The sequence below is a fragment of the Pseudomonas hefeiensis genome, assembly GCF_030687835.1.
GTDB classification, from domain to species: domain Bacteria; phylum Pseudomonadota; class Gammaproteobacteria; order Pseudomonadales; family Pseudomonadaceae; genus Aquipseudomonas; species Aquipseudomonas hefeiensis.
Map to the genome: position 1 here is coordinate 557,607 of NZ_CP117449.1, position 15,932 is coordinate 573,538.

General features: G+C 60.9%; 15 protein-coding genes. 6 read left to right on the forward strand and 9 right to left on the reverse strand.

Going from position 1 to position 15,932, the window contains the following annotated elements:
* Positions 1 to 6 precede the first annotated feature (6 nt).
* The 3 genes from PSH57_RS02405 to PSH57_RS02415 are packed head-to-tail and all read right to left on the reverse strand — an operon-like array spanning position 7 to position 1,752.
* A complete protein-coding gene (locus PSH57_RS02405; protein ID WP_305387593.1) occupies positions 7 to 267 on the reverse strand; it encodes a phosphopantetheine-binding protein in 261 nt (86 codons plus the stop codon).
* On the reverse strand, positions 248 to 1,057 hold the full coding sequence (locus tag PSH57_RS02410) for a lysophospholipid acyltransferase family protein (RefSeq protein ID WP_305387594.1): 810 nt from the start codon (positions 1,055 to 1,057) through the stop codon (positions 248 to 250). Before PSH57_RS02410 ends, PSH57_RS02405 begins: the two co-directional genes overlap by 20 nt.
* Positions 1,033 to 1,752: a beta-ketoacyl synthase chain length factor gene (locus PSH57_RS02415; protein ID WP_305390265.1), complete on the reverse strand. Its 720-nt coding sequence runs from the start codon at positions 1,750 to 1,752 to the stop codon at positions 1,033 to 1,035. Before PSH57_RS02415 ends, PSH57_RS02410 begins: the two co-directional genes overlap by 25 nt.
* A gap of 358 nt (positions 1,753 to 2,110) precedes the next feature.
* Between PSH57_RS02415 and PSH57_RS02420 the strand changes: the two genes are divergently transcribed.
* Positions 2,111 to 2,881, forward strand: coding sequence for a ParA family protein (locus PSH57_RS02420; RefSeq protein WP_305387595.1), 771 nt, complete (start codon positions 2,111 to 2,113; stop codon positions 2,879 to 2,881).
* 151 nt (positions 2,882 to 3,032) lie between these two features.
* Here the strand turns inward: PSH57_RS02420 and trxC are convergent, their stop codons facing one another.
* Positions 3,033 to 3,455: a thioredoxin TrxC gene (gene trxC, locus PSH57_RS02425; protein ID WP_256229352.1), complete on the reverse strand. Its 423-nt coding sequence runs from the start codon at positions 3,453 to 3,455 to the stop codon at positions 3,033 to 3,035.
* A 117-nt stretch (positions 3,456 to 3,572) separates the two neighbouring features.
* Positions 3,573 to 4,199 (reverse strand): isochorismate family cysteine hydrolase YcaC, encoded by a 627-nt coding sequence (ycaC, locus tag PSH57_RS02430; protein WP_305387596.1) that lies wholly within the window; start codon positions 4,197 to 4,199, stop codon positions 3,573 to 3,575.
* Positions 4,200 to 4,355: 156 nt separating this feature from the next.
* On the opposite strand from ycaC, the gene PSH57_RS02435 reads away from it, so the two are divergent.
* The 3 genes from PSH57_RS02435 (at position 4,356) to PSH57_RS02445 (ending at position 6,466) form a co-directional block, all read left to right on the forward strand.
* On the forward strand, positions 4,356 to 5,261 hold the full coding sequence (locus tag PSH57_RS02435; protein WP_305390266.1) for a LysR family transcriptional regulator: 906 nt from the start codon (positions 4,356 to 4,358) through the stop codon (positions 5,259 to 5,261).
* Between the two features lie 248 nt (positions 5,262 to 5,509).
* Entirely contained in the window at positions 5,510 to 5,791 is a 282-nt protein-coding gene (locus PSH57_RS02440) for a hypothetical protein (RefSeq protein ID WP_305387597.1), read from the forward strand.
* 273 nt (positions 5,792 to 6,064) lie between these two features.
* Positions 6,065 to 6,466 (forward strand): helix-turn-helix domain-containing protein, encoded by a 402-nt coding sequence (locus tag PSH57_RS02445; protein ID WP_305387598.1) that lies wholly within the window; start codon positions 6,065 to 6,067, stop codon positions 6,464 to 6,466.
* A gap of 139 nt (positions 6,467 to 6,605) precedes the next feature.
* Here the strand turns inward: PSH57_RS02445 and selO are convergent, their stop codons facing one another.
* The 4 genes from selO to PSH57_RS02465 form a co-directional block, all read right to left on the reverse strand.
* A complete protein-coding gene (selO, locus tag PSH57_RS02450) occupies positions 6,606 to 8,069 on the reverse strand; it encodes a protein adenylyltransferase SelO (RefSeq protein ID WP_305387600.1) in 1,464 nt (487 codons plus the stop codon).
* A gap of 37 nt (positions 8,070 to 8,106) precedes the next feature.
* The gene (mscK, locus tag PSH57_RS02455; RefSeq protein WP_305387601.1) at positions 8,107 to 11,469 is read right to left on the reverse strand and encodes a mechanosensitive channel MscK; all 3,363 of its coding nucleotides are present in this window, start codon (positions 11,467 to 11,469) and stop codon (positions 8,107 to 8,109) included.
* Positions 11,470 to 11,503: 34 nt separating this feature from the next.
* Entirely contained in the window at positions 11,504 to 13,246 is a 1,743-nt protein-coding gene (locus tag PSH57_RS02460) for a potassium/proton antiporter (RefSeq protein ID WP_305387602.1), read from the reverse strand.
* A 217-nt stretch (positions 13,247 to 13,463) separates the two neighbouring features.
* The gene (locus PSH57_RS02465) at positions 13,464 to 15,089 is read right to left on the reverse strand and encodes a methyl-accepting chemotaxis protein (protein WP_305387603.1); all 1,626 of its coding nucleotides are present in this window, start codon (positions 15,087 to 15,089) and stop codon (positions 13,464 to 13,466) included.
* Positions 15,090 to 15,347: 258 nt separating this feature from the next.
* On the opposite strand from PSH57_RS02465, the gene PSH57_RS02470 reads away from it, so the two are divergent.
* Both PSH57_RS02470 and PSH57_RS02475 read left to right on the forward strand, forming a co-directional pair.
* On the forward strand, positions 15,348 to 15,578 hold the full coding sequence (locus PSH57_RS02470; protein WP_305387605.1) for a hypothetical protein: 231 nt from the start codon (positions 15,348 to 15,350) through the stop codon (positions 15,576 to 15,578).
* The gene (locus PSH57_RS02475) at positions 15,575 to 15,877 is read left to right on the forward strand and encodes a cell division protein ZapA (RefSeq protein ID WP_305387607.1); all 303 of its coding nucleotides are present in this window, start codon (positions 15,575 to 15,577) and stop codon (positions 15,875 to 15,877) included. Before PSH57_RS02470 ends, PSH57_RS02475 begins: the two co-directional genes overlap by 4 nt.
* Positions 15,878 to 15,932 lie beyond the last annotated feature (55 nt).

The following is a 15,932-nucleotide window of genomic DNA, read 5'->3' on the forward strand; positions in this document are numbered from 1 at the left end:
CCGGTCTCAGGCTACGCGTTTTGCAGTGACGAAGGCCGCAAGGCTTGCCACATTGCTGAAATGGTTGCGGGTGTCCTTGGCGTCGGCATCGATCTTGATGCCGTACTGTTTCTGGATCGCTAGGCCAAGCTCCAGGGCATCCACCGAGTCCAGGCCCAGGCCTTCGCCAAACAGGGTCTGGTGGTCGCCGATGTCGTCGGTACTGATGTCCTCCAGGCCGAGGGCGTCGATGATCAGCTGTTTGATGTCACGGTACAGATCGCTCATCTTCGGCGAGCTCCTTGATGTAATAGTGATGCAGAAAATCGTTGAGCCTGCGCGAAGCCTGCGGCGGGGGGCCGAGCGCGGCGAACGCCTGTGGATCTATATCGGCCCCCACGTGAAAACTGAAGTGCACGCGGCGTTGTGGGATGCGATACCAGGGTTCGGCCTTGGTCAAGGTAGTGGGGCAGACCTTGATGGTCACCGGAGTGAGGATTTTCGCACCTCGCAGGGCGATGGCCGCTGCGCCCCGATGAAAGGCCGGCGGCTGGCCTGGCTGAGTGCGGGTGCCTTCGGGGAACACGATCAGGCTCTGGCCGTCCTGCAGGGCGTCGCTGGCGGCATCGAGCATGTCCATGCTGCCGTCGTTGCTGATGTATTGGGTCGAGCGCAGCGGACCGCGGGTGAAGGGGTTTTTCCACAGGCTCTGTTTGACTACGCAGTTGGCGTCGCGCACCAGGCCGATCAGGAACACCACGTCGATCAGCGACGGATGGTTGGCGATGATCATTTGTCCGGGGCGACCGAGTTTCTCTGCGCCGTCGATCTGGTAGGTGAGCACGCCGGTGCGCGCCATGAAACGGATAAAGAACCAGAACAATCGCCCCACGGTACGACGGGCCCGCAGGCGGTGGGCCTGGGCGTCGCCGGGCAGCCAGGTCAGCAACGGAAATACCAGCAGTCGCAGGCACAGCCCACCCAGCCCGAACAGGACGAAGCTTGCTGCGGTCGCGAACAGGCGCCAGTAGTAGGCGTCGCGATGTTTACCGTTCACCGGTTGCGTTGCCAGGTCCATACACGATTCTTCCAGGCATGTTGGCAGGTGGTTTCGTTGTTCAGCAGGGTACGCAACAGATCCAGGGCATGGGGCCAGTCACGGGCGGGCCTTTGATCGGCCTGGGTGGACAGGTCCAGTTGCCAGTCATCGCCCGGGGTCAGCAGCAGGCCCATGGCATAGGGAAACGGCACGTCATCGACCCACGGTGCATAGACTTGCGGAGGTTGTTCTTCGGTGATCACCAGCAGCACCGCAGGCGATCCTTCGTTCAACAGCGCGACGGCCTCCAGCACGCCGTGTTCCAACCCGTCGCCGGTAGCGGCCAGGGCCGTCATTTCGCTGGTTTCGCCGCGCATGATCGACCACAGGCCAATCACCGCGTTGTGCACCGACAGACTGAATTGGGTCGGTGACAAAGGCTGGTCGGTTGCCAGGTCCTTGAGAATCTCGAAAGTGCGCGGGGTTTCGCCGTGGCGGGAAATAAAGACCAACGGTAGGTCCGGCCGACCCTCGGCCAGCGGCCAGCCGACACTGAAGGCCATCCGCGCCAGGCGGCTGAGGCGCCGGCGCTGCATGGCCGGCAGGAACGAAACGTCAGGGGCGGCATCGCTGGCCGGCAATATGACCGGCTGTCGGCTCCATGCCTGCCAATCGTCCACGCTTTCGAGCCCAGGGGCCCACGCGCGCCATTGGGCGATGTTGAAATTGATCACAAATACACCCCACCCCTGCGGGCTTTTATTGTCACGGTCCAGTGGCTTGACCCGCGTCCAACCCTGCATGGTCTTGCGACCCAAGTGGCGCGCATTATCCCGGTGCGATTGGCTTGTAGCAAATACTGGTTACATTTTGCTCAGCGAAATGTACCGGTTCGTTCGTCCAGGCGCAGACAAGAGCCATTGCCGCGATTTTGAGGAGCATGTATGTCGGACACTTCTTTCGTTCGCGGGCTGAACTGACGCTTCATTGTTCGAAAAAGCCACCGACGTCGTAGTCCAACGACACCGAAGGTAGCGAAGCGGTATCGTGGCCTACTACACTCGGGAATCTTTGATACACGGAGGTTTTGACATGCGGCGTGTGGTGTTTAATCAGAAAGGTGGCGTGGGCAAGTCCAGCATCGCCTGCAATCTGGCGGCGGTCAGTGCCAGCGAGGGGTATCGCACGCTGTTGGTGGACCTGGATGCCCAGGCCAATTCCACTCAGTACCTGACGGGTCTTACCGGCGACGACATTCCCATGGGTATCGCCGATTTCTTCAAGCAAACCCTGTCATCCGGGCCTTTCTCGAAAAAGAACAAGGTGGATATCTACGAAACGCCATTCGACAACCTGCACGTCATCACCGCCACCGCCGAGCTGACGGATCTGCAACCCAAGCTCGAGGCGAAACACAAGATCAACAAACTGCGCAAGTTGCTCGAAGAACTCGACGAGGATTACGAGCGGATTTATCTGGACACGCCTCCGTCCCTGAATTTTTATGCGGTTTCGGCGTTGATCGCCGCCGATCGGGTATTGATTCCTTTTGACTGCGATAGCTTTTCCCGTCAGGCGTTGTACGGTCTGCTGGCGGAAATAGAAGAACTCAAGGACGACCACAACGAAGGTCTGGAGGTCGAAGGGATCGTGGTCAACCAGTTCCAGGCCCGCGCCAGCCTGCCGCAGCAGATCCTTGACGAGCTCATTGCCGAAGGCTTGCCGGTATTGCCGGTATACCTGAGCAGCTCGGTGCGCATGCGTGAATCCCATCAGGCGAGCCTGCCGCTGATCCATCTGGACCCACGGCACAAGCTGACCCAGCAGTTTGTGGAATTGCATAGCCTGCTGGAAAGCGCCTGATTCTGGGCTGTGCAAAACCCATGTGGGAGCAACTGTGTGGGAGCAAGGCTTGCCCGCGATGAAAACGCCGCGGTCTTTTGAGGACCGCAGCGCCTGGATCGCGAGCAAGCTTTGCTCCCACAAAGCCCGCTCCCACATTTATCTCACGGCTTCAAATCCCTTGGCTACGCAACCAGCTCATCAACTGCGGCAACGGCAGCGCCCCGCTCTGGCGCGCCACTTCCCGGCCGTCCTTGAACAGGATCAGGCTGGGAATCGAGCGGATCCCCAACTGCGCGGATAATTGCTGATTGGCTTCGCTGTCGAGCTTGGCCAGCCGGCATTTACCCACCAATTGCGTGGCGGCCTGTTCAAACACGGGCGCGAAGGACTTGCACGGCCCGCACCACTCGGCCCACACATCCACCAGCAACGGCAGGTCACCCTTGATCTGGCTTGCGTAGTCGCCTTGCTTGAGTTCGAACGGTTTGCTCAACAGCACCTGGGCCTTGCAACGCCCGCACTTGGGCTCATCACCCAGGCGTTCGGCGGGGATGCGGTTGAGTCCGTTGCAGTGGGGGCAGGGGATCAGCATCAGGTCAGTCTCCAGGAAAAATCATTGGCACAGATTGAACACTATATAGAAACGACCGCAAAACCCCCTGTGGGAGCGAGCAAGCCCGCTCCCACAGGGGTAGTTCAGTGTTGCTGATTATTTCGCGCTAGTCAGCGTGTTGTAGCTGGTCATCAGGTTGCGGTAGTCCGGGATGTGGTTGGAGAACAAAGTCGCCAGCCCTTCCACATCGTTGCGCCAGTCGCGGTGCAGTTCGCAGGCCAGACCGAACCAGGTCATCAATTGCGCACCCGAGGAAGACATGCGATCCCAGGCCGATTGACGGGTCAGCTCGTTGAATGTGCCAGAGGCATCGGTGACCACGAACACCTCGAAACCTTCGGCCAGGGCCGACAGTGCCGGGAAGGCTACACAGACTTCAGTGACGACGCCGGCGATGATCAGTTGCTTCTTGCCGGTGGCCTTGATCGCCTTGACGAAATCTTCGTTGTCCCAGGCGTTGATCTGGCCGGGACGAGCGATGTATGGCGCGTCCGGGAACAGAGTCTTGAGCTCTGGCATCAATGGGCCGTTGGGACCGGTTTCGAAACTGGTGGTAAGGATGGTCGGCAGCTCGAAGTATTTGGCCAGGTCGGCCAGGGCCAGCACGTTGTTCTTGAAGCGGTCCGGGTCGATGTCACGCACCAGCGACAGCAGGCCAGCCTGGTGGTCCACCAGCAGAACGGCGGCGTTATCTTTGTCGAGACGGTTGTAGGAAGTGGTCATGGCGTTAGTCCTCTGGGTTTTGGCTGCCGAGCGGTTCGGCTTGGTTAAGGTTTTCAGTGTTGGTGTGTTGCTAAGCGATGGACATAGATTAAAACTGGCACCTTTGATGCGCTAGACTGCAAAAATCAGCCTTAGCGTTCTATTTGGAGAACGATCATCGAAGACCTCAACACGCTTTATTACTTCACCCAAGTGGTCGAGCACGGCGGTTTCGCCGCCGCCGGTCGGGCGCTGGACATGCCCAAATCGAAGCTCAGCCGGCGGATTGCCCAGCTGGAAGAACGCCTTGGGGTGCGGTTGATCCATCGCACCAGTCGTCACTGTTCGTTGACGGAGATCGGCCAGGCCTACTACCAGCGCTGCCTGGCGATGCGGGTCGAGGCCGAGAGCGCGGCCGAAGTGATCGAGCGCAACCGCTCCGAGCCCCAGGGGCTGGTGCGCCTCAGTTGCCCGACAGCGTTGCTCAACAGTTGGGTCGGGCCGATGCTGACCCGCTACATGCTCAAGTACCCGCGGGTGGAGTTATTCATCGAGAGCACCAACCGCCGGGTCGACCTGATCCATGAAGGGTTCGATATCGCCTTGCGGGTGCGCTTTCCGCCGCTGGAAAACACCGACATGGTCATGAAAGTACTGGGCAACAGCACCCAGTGCCTAGTGGGCAGCCCGGCCTACTGCGAACGCCTGTCCTCACCCGCTTCACCGGCGGACCTGCACGGTTTGCCGAGCGTGCACTGGGGGGCAGCGCAGCGCGAATACCAGTGGGAATTGTTTGGGCCGGACGGTACCAGCGCGCTGATCCGCCATGAACCGCGCATGGTCACCGATGACCTGCTGGCCCTGCGTCACGCTGTACTGGCGGGTATCGGCATCGCTCACCTGCCCGCTGTGGTGGTGCGCGAAGACCTGGCTGCTGGACGGCTGGTGGAATTGGTACCGGGCTGGACGCCCAAGTGCGGGATCGTCCATGCGATCTTCGCCTCCCGGCGCGGGTTGCTGCCATCGGTGCGCACGCTGATTGATTTTCTGGCCGAAGAATTCAGCCAGAGTGATATGGCATAGGGCTGGAATCCTTGCGTGAGCGTGCTTCTGTGGGAGCTGAGCTTGCTCGCGATGAACGATAACGCGGTCTTCTGCTGGAACGAGGTGCCTTCATCGCGAGCAAGCTTGGCCCCCACAGGCTTTTTACCGACCTTCCTTCCGGGGTTCGCCAAAGGTAGCCAAGGTTGCCATTCATCAGGTGCGCCGCACTGAAAACGCCCCATGCCCTCAAAAAACACACAGCACCTGTTTGCAACCCAGGAGGCCCCATGAGCAATCCTCAAGACCCAACTATCCCCCAGGCACCAACCAACCCCAACGACGACGGCTTCGTACTCGGCACCGCCGGTCGCGACGAAGACCCCAATGCTGCCCCATCCTACGCCATCGACCGTCGCCACGAACGGGATGAACTGACCCCCGAAGACGCCCGCGGCATGCCCGGTTACCCAGAGAAAAAACCACCGGAAAAACCGGCTGGCGAAGCGGAGAGTGACGAGGCTGAACCGGGCATCGAGACGCCTGAGCAAGGGAACGATAAGGTGGGGTGAGCAGGTAGCCCGGTTTGTGCTGATGATGAATCACTCAAAGCCAGTTAGAAACCTGTGGCGAGGGGATTTATCGAAACGTCGCACCGCCCCGCTGGGTTGCGCCGCGGCCCCAAAAAGTGGCTTATCTCAGGGCTGCTATCGCAGCCCAACGGGGATAAATCCCCTCGCCACAAAAGCTGCGCCTGGTTTCATTTCTCTTGTTGGGATTATCGCATTTTGCGATAAATTCAATCTGTGTTTAACTCGTCTATAGCAAAATGAGATGAGAAAAAGATGAGTCCGCTAATCGAACAAGTCGCCGCCCATTGGGAGTTTGTGTCGCCCCTGCTGCGCAAACCCAGGAACGAGGAGGACTACGACCGGTTGGTCGCAGCTCTCGATGAATTACTGGAATTGATCGGTGAAGACGAAGACCATCCCCTTATGAGCCTGGTGGACATCATCGGCGAATGGATCGAGGCGTGGGATCACCAACATCGTCCAATGCCCAAGGCCAGTGGCGTCGAGACACTTCGCTACCTGATGCGCGAGCATGGCATGAGCCAGAGCGACTTGCCGGGCGTCGGCACCCAGTCGGTGGTATCGGAGGTATTGAGCGGCAAGCGCCAGCTCAATTTGAGGCAGATACGCTGGTTGGCGGGGCGCTTCGGCGTATCGGTTGAAACCTTCATTTGACGGTTCGCTGTGGGAGCAAAGCTTGCTCGCGATACAGGCTCCTCGGTTTTTGGGGAAGACCGAGTTGCTTTCATCGCGGGCAAGCCTTGCTCCCACATGTCTTGCTCCCACATGTATTGCCCTCGCAAGACTGAAGCCTTTACGACGAACAACTGATCTCCAGATGTTTGCCCCACTCCGGCGGACGTTGCGCGTAGCTGTCCATGCCCGGTTGCTCTTCGAACGGCTTGCTCAGTACGGTGTGCAGGCGGCGGACTTCTTCGTAGTCACCTGACTCGGCGGCGTCGATGGCTTTCTGCGCCAGGTAGTTGCGCAGCACATACAGTGGGTTCACCGCGTGCATGCGGGCGCGGCGCTTGTCTTGATCGACAGCGCCCTCGCGGCTGACGCGGGCGACGTAAAGCTCACCCCAGGCGTCGAAGCCCTTGAGGTCGACGAAGTCGTCGCGCAGGGCGGCGACGGCCTGCTCGGGGGATTGGTCGCCGAGCCGGCGGAAGAACAGGCTGTAGTCGACGCCGCTGTTTTGCATCAGTTGCAGCAGGCGCTCCACCAGTTTCTGGTCATCCTCCTCGGCGCGGGTCAGGCCGAGCCGGCGGCGCATCAGGTCCAGGTAGTGGGCCTGGTACAGCGGCAAATACAAACCGAGGGTTTCACGCAGAGCCTCGACGCTGATGAACGGCGTCAGGGCCTGGGCCAGGGCGCTGAGGTTCCATTGGCCGATCGGCACCTGGTTGCTGAACGAGTAGCGGCCCTGGTCGTCGGAGTGGTTGCAGATGAAGTTGGCGTCGAAGTCGTCGAGGAAGGCGAACGGGCCGAAGTCGAAAGTGATGCCCAGGATCGACATGTTGTCGGTGTTCATCACACCGTGGCAGAAGCCATAGGCTTGCCATTTGGCGATCAGCTCGGCGTTGCGCTCGACGATTTCGCGGAACATCGCCAGGTACGGCTCCGGTTGTTCGCGGCACTCGGCAAAGTGCATGTTCAGCACATGTTCTGCGAGGGTGGCATGCAGCTCGGGCTTCTTGGTGTAGTAAAAGTATTCGAAATGCCCGAAGCGCACATGGCTCGGCGCCATACGCAGCACCATGGCGGCGCGTTCCTGCTTCTCGCGCCACACCGGGGTGTCGGAGCCGATCACGCACAAGGCGCGTGTAGTGGGTATGCCCAGGGCGTGCAGCGCTTCGGACGCCAGGAACTCGCGGATTGAGGAGCGCAATACCGCTCGCCCATCGCCCATGCGTGAGAAGGGTGTCTGGCCGGCGCCCTTGAGGTGCAGGTCCCAGTGTTGCCCGGTCTCGTTGTACACCTCGCCCAGTAGCAGCCCGCGGCCATCCCCCAACTGCGGGTTGTAATGGCCGAACTGGTGCCCCGAATACACCATTGCCCGGGGTTCGGTTTCAGCCCACAGCTTGTGGCCGCCGAAAATTTCGGCAAACAGTGGTGTCTCGGCGTGCGCCGGATCCAGGTCCAGCAAGGCCATGGCTTGTGGGCTGGCCACGACCAGTCGGGGGTTGTCGATGGGCTCGGGCAGTACATGAGCCGAGAAACCGTCGCCAAGACGGGCGAAGCGGTTATCGAAGGTCAAGGTTTCCAGGGTTTTCATGGCCGTCTCCGGCGCGGTGCCCGCAGGCATCGCGCGATCAGTCGAGGGTGGCTGCCGGCGGCTCTGGCAAGGACTTGGGTCCTGACGTGAGGGGAGGCTCGGGCGTCGTTGTCTGGTCTTGTGGCAAGACTGGCACCAGTTTGTATTCCAGGCCTTGAACGTTTTTCAACGAAACCTCCACCTGCCGGAACGCAATGCTGATGTTCTGCTTTTTGAATTCGCGGCTGATGAACCGGTTGATCTCGTCCAGTACAGGGTTGCGGTCGCCCAGGTCACGCACATGCATGCGCAGCTCGTGGTCCAGGGTGCTTTCCCCGAAGTTCAGGAAGTACACCAGTGGTTCCGGCTCCTTCAGCACCCGTGGGTTTTCCCGGGCTCCCTTGAGCAGCAGCTCCTTGACCAGGTCCAGGTCCGACCCATAGTCGACACCCACCTTGAGAGTCACCCGCGTAACGGTATCGGTCAGCGACCAGTTGATCAATTGCCCGGTGATGAACGTTTTGTTCGGAACGATGATGTCCTTGCGGTCGAAGTCGGTGATGGTGGTGGCGCGGATACGGATTTTGCTGACCGTGCCCGACAGGTTGCCAATGGTGATGGTGTCGCCGATGCGCACCGGACGTTCGAACAGGATCATGATCCCGGAGATGAAGTTGGCGAAGATTTCCTGCATGCCGAAGCCCAGGCCCACCGATAACGCGGCCACCAGCCATTGCAGCTTGTCCCAGCTCACGCCCAGGGTGGACAGTGTGGTGACGAAGCCGATGCCGGCGATCACATAGGACAGCAGCGTGGTGGCGGCATAGGCGCTGCCCTGGGCCAGGTTGAGCTTGGACAGGACAAACACTTCCAGCAGTCCCGGCAGGTTGCGTGCCAGGGCGAAGGTGATGCCGATGATGATCAGCGCACCGAGCATGTCACCGATGCTGATGGGCACCATGCTCATGGCGGCCCCGGTACCGCTGGTGTACTCGTAGAGGGTGATGTTGTCCAGGTACGAGAACACGCTGATCAGGTCCGACCAGACCCAGTACAGCGCGGCAATGAAGCCGCCCAGCAGGGCCAGGCGGATCAGGCGCAGGGACTGTTCGTTGACCTTTTCGATGTCCAGGGTCGGTTCCTCGACCACTGCTTCGCCATCACCGGCTTCCTTGGTCGCCTGACGCTTGGCCAGGGCGCGCTGGTAGGCCAGGCGCCGCGCCGCGACGGACAGGCCGCGCACGAAGGTGGCCTCGATCACCAGCCAGAACATCAGCAGGTACAGGGTATTGATCAGTCGGTCGCTGAGTTTGAGCGCGGTGTAGTAGTAGCCGAAGCACACGGCTACGAACAAGGCGATGGGCAGCGCGGTGAACATCACCCCGACGGCCTTGCGGAACAGCGAGGTGTTCTGGTGGGTCGGGCTGCTGAGCAACAGGCGGCTGAGCAGCCAGGCCATCAGGGCGTAGCAGGTCAGCACCACCGGCATGCCCAATACATCGTCGGCCAGGGCCGAGGGTTGCAATTCGGCCACGGCCACCACCGCGACCAGCGCCAGTACCACCAGCCCGAGCCGGCGGATCCAGCCCTGGAGGAATTCGACCTGGGGTTTTTCCCAGCGGAAATGCAATTCGGCCACGCCACCGGGCGCCAGCACCCTATAGGCGGTATAGAACACCAACCAGGCCTGGCCGATCTGCAGCAGCGCCGCGCCAAGGTTGGCGTTCTGGCCCCGGGCGTCGATCTGCAGGGCATAGCCGCACAGGGCCAGCGTCAGGGCTACCGGCATCGCCAGGAGGATGTTGATCAGGATCGCCTGGGGTGTGTGCCACTGACTGTCGCGCTTGAAGTGGCCGACGTCCTGGTGAACCTTGTTCAGCCGGGCATACAGACTCTTGCGCCGCCACAGCAACGCACCGATGAGCAGCGCCAGGGGCAGGAACAGGAGCGGTCGCTGGGTCAGGCCGTCCGTCAGCTCACTGAGACTCGAGGCCCAGGGTAGCGAGTCGACCTGTTTTTCCAGGCGAGCCGGCACGCCACGCATCCATTCGAAATCCAGCGGCTTGTTGCTGGGAATCCAGAACATTTGCTCTTCGAGGGTCGCCCGCAAGTTTTGGGCGGTACTGAGCAGTTGCTTCTGATTGAGCTGCAAGGTGATGGATTCGTTCAGCACCGCGCTCAACTCACGGTTCAGACGCTCCAGCAGGTCAACCCGGGTCAGGGCCAGCTCCAGCAGGGTCTTGCGCAGTTGTGGCGTGACTTGCTCGGCAGGCTGTGACGCCAGCAGATTGTCGACATAGGCGCTTGGATTGTTCAGTAGCTCGCGTTGCTGGCTGACTTCGAACTGGTACAGGCGGATGTCGGCGATCTGGTCCGCCAGATTCTTGTCCAGTTCCAGGCGCGGCAAGGTCTGGCGCTGTTTGTAGAGAATCTTGGACAGCAGCAGGCTGCCCTTTAGCACGCTGATTTGCTCGTCCAGGGCCGCATCGGTCTGGGTGACGCTGTCCAGCAGTTGCTTGGTCTGCAGGTTCTGCTGGGTGACCTCATTGAGGCGGTCGGTGCTTTTGAGCAGGTAATCGGAAAGCTTGAGGTTGGCCGCGCTTTCGGTCGCCAGCAGGCTGCTGCCGCCGGCCTTTTGGGCTTCGATGGATTGCTGGGTCACCGTTTCCTGGGACTGGGCCAGGCGCTTCTGGTTGATCAGCGTTTGCAGGTCCTGGATTTCCTGCTCCATGCGGTCGATCTTTTCCGTCAGCAAGTCGTGCTGGCTGTTGCCCAGGTCTTGCAACTGGCTGTTGCCAGCCAGTTCCTGGCGACGCAGCGGAATCAGCGCATTGAGTGCCGCCAGTTCGGCGTTGAGCTGGTCGCGTTGTTCGCCGTTAAGGGTTTTACCGGCGTCCTTGCCCGTCTTGAGGATGGTGTTGATCTGCTGGATGCGGGTCTGGCTGCTGGCGATTTCGGCCTGGGCGCGTTCGGGGCGAGTCTGGGCGGTGATGATCAGGCTGTTGGCATCGGCCAGGGCTTTTTGCAGGTCACTCTGCTGGGTGGAGCGATCCGTCAGCATCTGTTCGAGCTGGGGAACCGGCAGGTTGGCGTAACGCTGCGCCACCGGCACCACGGGCGTGCTCTTGAGCCGGGCCAGCTCGCGCTGGTTTTCAATATTTTGCTTGGGGGCACTGGCCAGTTGCTGCTTGAGGTCGACCAGCTTCTGCTCGTATTCGGCCTTGCTGGTGAGCTGGGCCAGGGTCTTTTGCAGCACCTCTTGCAAGGCCTTTTGTTCGGCTTCCGGCAGTTTGCGATCAGCGATCTTGTCCAGGCTGGCCTGGACCGATGCGCTGGTGAGCGGTTCAGCGGCTTGCAGTGGGCAGACGGAAAGACTCAAGCCCAGCAGGGCGATGGCGAAAAAGGAGCGCAGGGTAGGCATAGAGACCGGTCGAGCAAGTGAGAGTGGGAGCAGTTTAGAGGAACAAGCCGGGACCCGGGCGACTTCCTTCGGGGAATCTGACGCCCACTTTGCCGATCTTGTTCCCGTCCATGACCGCAACGGTCCAGAGGGTGTTGTTCCAATCCACCTGGTCACCGACCACTGGCGCGCCACCGACTTTCTGGGCGATGAAACGGCCCAGGGACATGTCCGGATCGATGCCGTCCAGCTTCAGCCCGTAGAGGGCCGCAACCGCGGCCAGCTGGGCGTCTCCTTCGAGTACGAAGTCACCGAAGAAACGCAGATCCAGGCCCCTTTGCGGTGCCTGGCTGAACAGCTTCCCAAGGGCCGGCAAATTGTGTTCATGGCCGATAACACAGAGCAAATCACCGACTTCCAACACCGTACTACCCGACGGATGGAGCAGTTGCTGGCCACGGAACAGGGCTGCGATCCGTGTGCCGTCGGGCATTTTCAGATCCCGCAGGGGTGAGCCGATGCACCATTTCTCCGCGCCGAGGCGATAAATGAACAGTTCCCACTCGCTGGTGACGTGGACCTCCAGCGCTGCGCGGGAAATCGGCAGGGGTTCTGGCGGGACGGTGACGTGCAACAGTTTGGCGACCCACGGCAGGCTCGTGCCCTGCACCAGCAACGACACCAGCACGATAAAGAACGCCAGGTTGAAGTAGAGCTGGGCGTTGGGCAGGCCGGCCATCAATGGGAACACTGCCAGGATGATCGGCACCGCGCCGCGTAGGCCGACCCAGGAAATGAACACTTTCTCGCGGCCATGGAATGCCTTGAACGGCAACAGCCCCACCATCACCGAGAGAGGGCGTGCAAACAAAATCATCCACAGGGCCAGGCCCAGGGCGGGCAGGGCGATCGGTAGCAGGTCATGGGGCGTGACCAGCAGCCCCAGCACCAGGAACATACCGATTTGCGCCAGCCAGGCCATGCCATCGAGCATGTGCAGGATGCCATGACGGCTGCGCACCGGGCGGTTGCCGATCACCAGGCCGCACAGGTAGACCGCCAGGAAGCCGCTGCCGTGCAGGGCGTTGGTCAGGGCGAACACTGCCAGGCCGCCGCTGATCACGAGGATCGGGTAGAGACCATTGGCCAGGTTGATGCGGTTGACCAGTTGCAGCATCAGCCAGCCACCGCCCAGGCCGATCACCCCGCCAATGCCGAACTCACGTAGCAAGTGCCCCAGCAGGTTCCAATGCAGACCGGTTTCACCGCTGGCAAGCATGCCGATCAGGGTCACGGTCAGGAACACCGCCATGGGGTCGTTACTGCCGGACTCGATCTCCAGCGTCGCGCTGACCCGCTCGTTCAGGCCCTTGCCGCCCAACAGCGAAAACACTGCCGCGGCATCGGTCGAGCCAACGATGGCACCGATCAGCAGGCCTTGCATCAGGCTCAGATTGAACAGCCACGCCGCCGCCAGGCCGGTCAGCCCGGTGGTGATCAGCACGCCAACGGTGGCCAGCGACAAGGCTGGCCACAACGCCACGCGAAAGCTCGACACCCGCGTGCGCAGGCCACCGTCCAGCAGAATAACGGCCAGCGCTAGGTTGCCGACCAGATAGGCCGTGGCGTAGTTATCGAAAAGAATCCCGGCGCCGTCGACACCGGCGAGCATGCCCACGGCCAGGATGATCACCAGAATCGGGATGCCCAGGCGGGACGAAAGGGAACTGACCAGAATGCTCGCACCCACCAGCAACGCGCCGATCAAGAACAGGCTGTTGATGGTCGTCGCAGTCAAAGGCAGTACTCCGAGCAAGCGTGGGGGGCGGGCGCAAACTGACCATGCAGTCTGCGTGCCAGCGATTCTAACCTGTTGAAATGTGATGCTGTCAAAAAAGGTTGGGGATTGGGGTACAAGCGCGGCAGCAATACCGTGGCGAGGGAGCAAGCACCCTCGCCACAAAAGCTGGAGGGTTGATCGCTCATGGTCTGTGGACGATCAACCGTTACGCGGTTTAAAGGCTGAACCGCCCAACCATGCTGTTCAAGTCCACGGCCAGGCGCGACAGTTCGGCACTGGCGGCGCTGGTCTGGTTGGCGCCAGTGGCCGATTGCACCGACAGGTCGCGGATGTTCACCAGGTTGCGGTCCACTTCACGGGCCACCTGGGCCTGTTCTTCGGCGGCGCTGGCGATCACCAGGTTGCGCTCGTTGATTTCAACGATGGCGGTGTTAATGGTGTCCAGGGACAGGCCGGCACCGCGGGCGATGTTCAGCGTCGACTCGGCACGTTCGGTGCTGTTGCGCATCGAATCCACGGCGTGTTCGGTGCCGCTCTGGATGCTGCCGATCATGCGTTCGATCTCGCTGGTCGACTGCTGGGTGCGATGGGCCAGGGCGCGTACTTCGTCGGCCACCACGGCGAAACCACGACCGGCCTCACCGGCACGGGCCGCTTCGATGGCGGCGTTCAAGGCCAGCAGGTTGGTCTGGTCAGCCAGGCCGCGGATCACGTCCAGCACCTTGCCGATGTCACGGGACTCATTGGCCAGGTCGCCGATCAACGTGGCAGTGCTTTGTACATCGGCGCTCATGCGTTCGATGGCGCTGACGGTTTCCTGCACCAGGTCGCGACCGTCACCCGCAGAGGCGGTGGCGTCTTTCGAGGCTTCGGAGGTGCTGACCGCGTTGCGCGCCACTTCTTCGACCGCGCTGGTCATCTCGTTGACCGCGGTGGCGGCCTGTTCGATTTCATTGTTCTGCTGGGTGAGGCCACGGGCGCTTTCGTCGGTGACGCTGTTGAGCTCTTCGGCGGCGGAGGCCAGTTGGGTGGCCGAGCCGGAGATCCGTTGCAGCGTGTCGCGCAGTTTGTCCTGCATGGTCGACATCGCCCGCAGCAGGCGACCGGCTTCGTCGTTGCCATCCACGGTAATCGGCCGGGTCAGGTTGCCCTTGGCGATTTCTTCGGCGGCGTCCAGGGCGCTGCCGATCGGGCGGGTAATGCTGTTGGTCAGCAACCAGGCGAACAGCAGGGTCAGGCCGGTGGCGATGACCAGTAGCGTGACCACCCAATTGAAGGCCGTTGAATATTGTTGGGTCGCACCCTGATCGAGGGCTTCGGCTTGCTGGTTGTTGATTTCCACCAGGCGATTGATTGCCACGTTGATCGCGTCGGAGTTGCTCAGCAGTTCAGTGTTGAGCAGGGCTCGCAATTCATCGAGCTGATTATTGCGCGAAAGGGTTTTCATCCGCTCTTCGAGCTGACGGTATTGGTTGAGCAACTGAACGTACTGATCGTAGGCGGCTCGTTCTGGCGCAGAGCTTATGAGCTTTTCATAGGTGCTCTGGGCGGCCTGGATCTGCTGGTTGCGTTGCTCGAACAAGCTGAAGGTTTTCTGCTGGATGTCCGGTTCGCGGTTGACCAGCAAGCGATAGGACAGCACGCGCAGGCGCAGGGTCAGCGAGGTGAATTCATCCAGAGCCTTGATGCTGGGCACACTGTTCTGGACGATGCTTTCGCCGGATGCACGGATTTTGCTCATCTGGCTCAGGGCGAACACCCCGAGGGCCAGCATCAGGGCGCCGATCAGGGCAAACCCCAGAAACGCCCGCGGCGCGATATTCATATTACGTAGGGACATGGAAAGTACCGGAAGGGGGCGCGTCCGTGCGGGGGTGGTGACAGGTGTCTCCTGACTTATCGGTCATACGACTAAAGTCTTGAGTCGCTGCGTGCTTTTGTCGCAGGGCAACGCCTGCTGTACGACGAAGGGCGGGAACCAGATCAGCCATTCACAGTCTTTACAGCTCGCCAGCGAAGCACCGCCGCCCCAAGTCGTGGCATTGACGGTGACTTTTCTTTATCGTACGCGCCCCCTTGAAAAAGCCTGGAAATCAATATGTTGGAAACATCCCTCAGCCAACTGGAACAACTGGTCAACGACCTGGTGCAACAGAATCGTCACCTCGCCGGCCTGAATGAAACGCTGAACGCGGAACTTGCCAAGGCCAAGGATGAAAATGAAAGCCTGCAACTGAACCTGATGGAACAGGAAGAACTGCACGGCACTACCGCCGCGCGCATCCAGGCCCTGATCGAGCGCGCCAGCGCCGGGCCTGTCAGCGCATGAAGCACGGCGCCGAAGGGGTGACGGTCGTCTCCATTCTGGGAGAGGACTATTCAATCAAGGCACCGGTCGGGCAGGAGCAAGCCTTGCTGGACGCCGCTTCGATGCTCAAGGCCGCCTTGGCCGACACCAAAAGGAAATACCCGACGCTGATCGGTGATCGCCTGCTGGTGCTGGCGGCCATGAACCTGTGTTCGCAGCAGATGGAAATGCAGAAGCAGCATCAAGCGGAACTCGACCGTTACCAAGAGCAAGTCAGCGCCACGGTCGAGGTCATTGCCAAGACGATTCAGCAGGCTTGAAGGCTAAAGTCTAACGCAGACCCAACTGTGGGAGCGGGCTTGCTCGCGAAGGCGG

Bases quoted from the DNA above. Each gene is read 5' to 3' on its own strand.
- PSH57_RS02440 (WP_305387597.1), top strand. From the start codon at position 5,510: ATGAGCAATCCTCAAGACCCAACTATCCCCCAGGCACCAACCAACCCC.
- ycaC (WP_305387596.1), bottom strand. From the start codon at position 4,199: ATGACCACTTCCTACAACCGTCTCGACAAAGATAACGCCGCCGTTCTG.
- PSH57_RS02420 (WP_305387595.1), top strand. From the start codon at position 2,111: ATGCGGCGTGTGGTGTTTAATCAGAAAGGTGGCGTGGGCAAGTCCAGC.
- trxC (WP_256229352.1), bottom strand. From the start codon at position 3,455: ATGCTGATCCCCTGCCCCCACTGCAACGGACTCAACCGCATCCCCGCC.
- PSH57_RS02465 (WP_305387603.1), bottom strand. From the start codon at position 15,089: ATGTCCCTACGTAATATGAATATCGCGCCGCGGGCGTTTCTGGGGTTT.
- PSH57_RS02470 (WP_305387605.1), top strand. From the start codon at position 15,348: ATGTTGGAAACATCCCTCAGCCAACTGGAACAACTGGTCAACGACCTG.
- PSH57_RS02410 (WP_305387594.1), bottom strand. From the start codon at position 1,057: ATGGACCTGGCAACGCAACCGGTGAACGGTAAACATCGCGACGCCTAC.
- PSH57_RS02475 (WP_305387607.1), top strand. From the start codon at position 15,575: ATGAAGCACGGCGCCGAAGGGGTGACGGTCGTCTCCATTCTGGGAGAG.
- PSH57_RS02445 (WP_305387598.1), top strand. From the start codon at position 6,065: ATGAGTCCGCTAATCGAACAAGTCGCCGCCCATTGGGAGTTTGTGTCG.
- mscK (WP_305387601.1), bottom strand. From the start codon at position 11,469: ATGCCTACCCTGCGCTCCTTTTTCGCCATCGCCCTGCTGGGCTTGAGT.
- selO (WP_305387600.1), bottom strand. From the start codon at position 8,069: ATGAAAACCCTGGAAACCTTGACCTTCGATAACCGCTTCGCCCGTCTT.
- PSH57_RS02405 (WP_305387593.1), bottom strand. From the start codon at position 267: ATGAGCGATCTGTACCGTGACATCAAACAGCTGATCATCGACGCCCTC.